The 1,909-nt window shown below is 61.3% G+C and carries 2 protein-coding genes; both read left to right on the top strand.

Annotated elements, in window-relative coordinates; genetic code table 11:
• Positions 1–680, top strand: a 680-nt coding sequence (locus EOA27_RS34390; protein WP_189562255.1) for a PLP-dependent transferase, incomplete at its 5' end; no start/stop codon positions are given.
• A 27-nt stretch (positions 681–707) separates the two neighbouring features.
• On the top strand, positions 708–1,909 hold a 1,202-nt coding region (locus EOA27_RS34385), incomplete at its 3' end, for a sugar ABC transporter substrate-binding protein (RefSeq protein WP_145970754.1).

Raw genomic sequence — 1,909 nt, 5'->3', positions numbered from 1 at the left:
ATCTCGAGCATCTGACGCGGCTGGCGAAGGAGCAGGGCATTGTCACTACGATAGACAATTCCTGGGCGACGCCCGTCTTCCAGAAGCCGATCTCTCATGGCGTCGACCTGGTGCTGCATTCGGCCTCGAAATATCTGAGCGGCCACAGCGACACCGTCGCCGGCGTGGTGGCGGGCTCGGCCGCCCACATCAAGCACATCAACGAGCAGACCTATTCGCAGCTTGGCGGCAAGCTGTCGCCCTTCGAAGGCTGGCTCTTGCTGCGCGGCCTGCGCACGCTGCCGCTTCGCCTTCCGCATCACATGAAGAGCGGGCTCACCCTCGCCGAGCGGCTGAAGGCGCATGGCAAGGTCGAGCGCGTCAACCACCCCGCCTATTCCAACCATCCCGGCAAGAAGACCTTAGCCGGCTATGCCGGCCTGTTCTCCTTCGAGGTCACCGAGGATGTCGACATCCCGGCCTTCGTTGATGCGCTGAAATATTTCCGCATCGGCGTCAGCTGGGGCGGCCATGAAAGCCTGGTCGTGCCGGCAAAGGCCTCGCTCGAGCAGACGCCGGGCATCAATTCGATGGCGCGCTTCGGCGTCAGCCCCCGAACCATCCGCTTCAATGTCGGATTGGAAAATGTCGAAGACCTCTGGGCCGACATTGCCCAGGCCTTCGACAAGTCAAAAAAATAACGAGTGTTCAAAATGGGAGTCCTGAACATGAAAAGACTGACCTTCATGCTTGCCGCCGTCGCCGGCCTGGCGATCTCCGCCAGCGGCGCGCTGGCCGACACCACCATCAAGCTGGTCGAGGTCATCACCAGCCCGCCGCGCACCGAATTCCTGAAGAAGCAGATCGCCGAATTCGAGAGCGCCAATCCAGGCATCAAGGTGGAGGTGGTCTCGCTGCCCTGGGGCCAGGCCTTCGAAAAATTCCTCACCATGGTGCAGGCCGGCGACACGCCCGATGTCGTCGAGATGCCGGAGCGCTGGATGGGCCTTTACGCCAACAACGGCCAGCTCGAGGATCTCGGCCCCTACATGGCCAAGTGGGATGACGCCAAGACGCTCGGCGACCGCGCCAAGCAGTTCGGCTCGACGGTCAACAACACCCAGTTCATGATCCCCTACGGCTATTATGTGAACGCGCTGTTCTGGAACAAGAAGCTGTTCAAGGAAGCCGGCCTGGACCGGCCGCCGGCAACGCTGGACGAGTTCGTCGACTTCTCCAAGAAGATCTCGGCCATCCCCGGCAAATATGGCTACTGCCTGCGCGGCGGCCCCGGCGCCTTCAACGGCATGCACATGTTCATGAACATCGCCGACGGCAAGGGTGGCTATTTCACCGAGGACGGTGTCTCGACCATCAATGATGAAGGCTCGGTGAAAGGCCTGCAGATGCTGGCCGACATGTACAAGAACGGCCTGGCGCCGAAGGATGCCGTGAGCTGGGGCTTCAACGAAACGGTGACAGGCTTCTATTCCGGCACCTGCGCCATGCTCAACCAGGATCCCGACGCGCTGCTCGGCATCGCCGACAAGATGAGCGCCGACGACTTCGCCGTCGCGCCGTTGCCGGTCGGCCCGAGCGGCAAATCCTATCCGACGCTGGGCTATGCCGGCTGGGCGATGTTCTCCAACTCGCAGCACAAGGACGAGACCTGGAAGCTGATGGCCACGCTTCTGTCGCCCAAGGACAATCTGGAATGGGCCAAGGAAGTCGGCGTCATTCCGATCCACAACGGCGCCGACCAGGACGCGCATTTCAAGACCGAGCAGTTCAAGGGCTGGTTCACCGAACTCAGCGACAGCTCCAAATATGAAATGGTGACGCCGCCGACGCATCTGGAAAATCTCGGCAACTTCGTCGACCAGGTGGCGATCAAGAATTTCCAGGAAGTTCTGCTCGGCCAGAAACCGGC

The sequence above is a fragment of the Mesorhizobium sp. M2A.F.Ca.ET.037.01.1.1 genome (genome assembly GCF_003998075.1).
Classification (GTDB): Bacteria; Pseudomonadota; Alphaproteobacteria; order Rhizobiales; family Rhizobiaceae; genus Mesorhizobium.
Note: the sequence above shows the minus strand (reverse complement) of the source record. Positions and strands in the feature narration are given on the sequence as shown.